Origin of the sequence: Streptomyces sp. (assembly GCF_031178505.1) — a bacterium.
GTDB lineage: Bacteria > Actinomycetota > Actinomycetes > Streptomycetales > Streptomycetaceae > Streptomyces > Streptomyces gulbargensis.
In genome coordinates this window covers 1-3671 of sequence record NZ_JAPSIW010000699.1, presented here as the reverse complement: position 1 = coordinate 3671, position 3671 = coordinate 1, and the positions used below count along the sequence as shown (strand labels likewise).

General features: G+C 78.9%; 1 protein-coding gene and 1 pseudogene. Both read left to right on the top strand.

Going from position 1 to position 3671, the window contains the following annotated elements:
* Positions 1 to 3249 (top strand): serine protease (locus RIF68_RS30735; protein WP_309054546.1); only part of this gene is annotated, 3249 nt, incomplete at its 5' end.
* A 40-nt stretch (positions 3250 to 3289) separates the two neighbouring features.
* Positions 3290 to 3671: pseudogene (locus RIF68_RS30730) on the top strand (bifunctional riboflavin kinase/FAD synthetase); the annotation flags it as partial.

Genomic DNA, 3671 nt, shown 5'->3' with positions numbered 1-3671 from the left:
GGCGCCGACGCCGTCACCCCCCTCCCCGAGCACGGGCTCGCCCTGGTGAGGACCCACGGACTCGGCGTCCGCCCCCTGCCGCTCGCGACCCGCCCCGAGACCGAACCCGGCACGTACGTGCGGATCGCCGCGCAGGGCTGGCGCGAGGCCCGCGTCCTCGGCCCCGCCGCCGTCACGTACCCCGCAGGGGGCCGGTGCCACGCCCTCACCGACGCCCTCGAACTCGCCATCGGCACCGAGGGCACGGAAATCCTCCGCCTCGGCGGGTACGCCACCGGCGGCCCCGTCCTCGACGCCGCCACCGGCACCGTCCTCGGCGTGCTCGGCACCGCCCTGCACGGCGACCCGCGGGCCGCGGGCCACGCGGTGCCGCTGCGCCCCCACGGCCCGCTCGCCGCGCTCCTGCGCCGCAACGCGGCCACCGTCCCCGCCTACGGCCCCGACCTCAACCTCGCCGCCGTCCTGGAACTCACCGCCACCGCCACCGGCCCCGCGCGGGAACCCGGCCCCTGGCCCGAACCCGTCGAACGGCCCGCCTGCACCCGCGCCTTCACCCGGTTCGAGACCGGCCGGGACACCCGGGTCCTGGCCGTCGTCGGCCCTCCCGGCAGCGGACGGACCACCGCGCTCGCCGCTCTCTGCGCCCGCCGCGCGGAGGGCGCCGCCCCCGCCCCCACGCTGCGCCTGCGCGGGGCCGACCTGCGCGCGGAGGACCGGTCCCTCGCCGACGCCGTCGGCCGCGCCCTGCACCAGGCCGGGCGGATCGTCGCCGCCTCCGGCACGGCCGGCGACCCGGCCACCGCCGGCCCCGAGCGCTGCGCCGCCCTCGCCCGCGCGGCCGGCCGGCCCCTGCTCGTCCTCCTCGACGGCCCCGAGGAGATGCCCCCGGCCCTCGCCCACCGGCTCCCCGAGTGGACCGCCGCGGGCGAACAGTGGCTCCGGACCCACGACGTCCGGCTCGTCCTCGCCTGCCGCCCCGAGCACTGGGAGCAGGCCGCCGGCCTGTACGGCTCCCCGCCGGCCGTCCTCACCGTCGGCGACCTCTCCGAGCCGGAGGCCCGGGCCGCCCGGCAGGCGTACGGGATCGGCGACGGCGACCTCGCGGAGGCGGACGCCCGGCACCCGCTGGCCCTGCGGCTGCTGGCCGAGGTGCGGGCCGCGCTTCCGGGCGGCGTCCCCGGCAGGCCGGGGCGCGAGGAGATCTTCACCGCGTACCTGGACCTCATGTGCCTGCGGGTCGCCGTCCGCGTCGCCGCCGGCACCCGGCCCCTGCCGCGCGGCACCGCCGTCCGCCGCCTCGCCGCCCGGGTCACCGGCCGCGTCCACGAGGCGGCCCGCCGCTGCCTCGGCCCCGGGCACGGCGTCCTCGACCGGGCCTCCTTCGAGGAACTGTTCCCGTGGCGGGACGGCTGGGCCTCGGCCGTCCTCACCGAGGGCCTCCTCGTCCCCGCCGGCTCCGGCTACCGCTTCGCCCACGAGGAGCTGGCCGACTGGCTGCAGGCCGCCCATCTGGACGTCGGCGGCGCCCTGCACGCCCTGGTCCACCGCTGGCACGAGAAGGCCCCGCTCCGGCTCCCCGCCCGCTCCGGCGAGCCCGCCCCCGGGGAACCGGCCGTCGCGCCCCTCCCCGTTCCCCGTCACCGGATCGGCCCCGTCCTCCAGGCCCTCCTGCGCCTCGACCGCGCCCAGGGCCCGGCGGCCCTGCTCCCGCACCTCCTGGCCCTCGCCGACTCCCTGGACCGCTTCGCCACCCCGTCACCGGACCCCACCCCGGGTCCCTCGCCCGCCGGTCCCGTCGCCGACGGGGCCTGGTGGGGGGCCCGGCTGCTGCGGGAGACCCTGCGGGGCGTGAGCGATCCGCGGGGGCACCTGCCCGTGCTGCGGCGGCTCGCCGACCGGATCGGCGCCGGACAGGGACGTCACCCCGTGTACGAGGGGTTCGGCGCGGAGTTCTGGCGGGGCCTGCCGCTGGGCGAGGACGAGCGGATCGACCTGCTGCGCCGGCTCGTGCCCGCGGACCCGCCACCCGGCGGGTCCGCCGGGGAACGCTGCCTCGACACCGTCGCCGCCCTCCTCGCCGCCGACCCCCGGGGCGTCCAGCCGCTCCTGTGCCGCTGGTTCACCGACGACCGCCCCCTGCCCGCCACCCCGGACGCCACGGTCGCCACCGCCGCCCAGGCCCTCCTCCACACCCACCGGGCACTCGCCGTCGACGACCTGTGCGAGGCCCTCGTCGCCACGGCCCACCCGCTCGCCGAGGACCTTCTCGACGCCCTCGCCGAGGACGAACCCGCCGCGCTGTGCCGCGCCGTCGACCGCTGGGCGCACGACGACGGCCGACCCGAACGGCGCGCCGCCGCCGCCACGTACGCCCGGCGGCTCGCCCCCCGCGTCACCGCCCCCGCCGACCGCGAACTCCTCCGCTACGCCGCCCTCGCCCTGCTCGCCCGCCCCGCCGACGAGTCCCTCCACCCCCTCGCGCTCGGCCTGCTCGTCCGCGACCCCGAGACCCGCCCCCGCCACCTGCCGCGCGCCCTCGCGGACACCCGCGTCCCGGCCGAGGACCTCACCGGGGCCCTCGACACCCACCCCGAACTCGTTCTCGTCGCCTTCCGGGAACGGCTCACCGGCGCCGGGGAGACCCCGGCCGCCGCGCTGCGCGCCCTCGCCGCCGTCGACACCCCCGCCCTCACCCGGCGCATCGCCGCCCTCGTCCGCGACTACGCGGGCCGCCACCCCGAGGGCGCCCCCCACGTCGCCGCCTACGTCGACCGGCGCCTGGAGGAGGGCCCCACCGCCCGGGCCGTCCTCCATCCCCTCGTCACCGGGCTCATCCGCGGGCGCCCGGCCGCCGTCCGGCGCGCCCTCGCCCCCGTGCTCGCCGCCCCGGGCTCCGGCGCCTCACGCCATCTGAGGGCCGAACTCCTCGACGTACTTCTGGAACATGAGACGTACGAGGCGGAGACGGGGGAGCCCGCCGTCCTGGACGCCCTGATCGTCGCGGCGGCCCTCGGCGCGGCCCGCCGGCCCGCCACCCGCACCCGGGCCCTCCTGGAGCGCACGGCCGCCCTGTACGGGCGCCTGCCCGGTGGACCCGCCCGCTGCGAGAGCCTCCTCGCGGCCCTCGCCGAGGCCCGCCCCGCCTTCGCCGCGCTCCTCGCGCAGGCCCTTCCGGCCCCCCGGAGCGGCGGCAGTTCCATGCCGATGCCGAGCGAGGACCGCGGGCATGGCAGTCTTAGACCTGCGTAATGGGCGCACAGGGCGAACAGGCGGACGAGGAGCGGTCACAGTGCAGCGCTGGCGTGGCTTGGAGGACATCCCCCAGGACTGGGGGCGCAGCGTCGTCACCATCGGCTCCTACGACGGGGTGCACCGCGGGCACCAGTTGATCATCGGGCGGGCCGTCGAGCGCGCCCGTGCACTCGGCATCCCCTCCGTCGTGGTCACCTTCGACCCGCACCCCTCCGAGGTCGTGCGCCCCGGCAGCCACCCGCCGCTGCTCGCCCCGCACCACCGGCGGGCCGAACTGATCGCCGAACTCGGCGTGGACGCGGTGCTCGTGCTGCCGTTCACCGCCGAGTTCTCGCAGCTGTCCCCGGCGGACTTCGTCGTCAAGGTGCTCGTCGACAAGCTGCACGCCAAGGCCGTCATCGAGGGCCCGAACTTCCGCT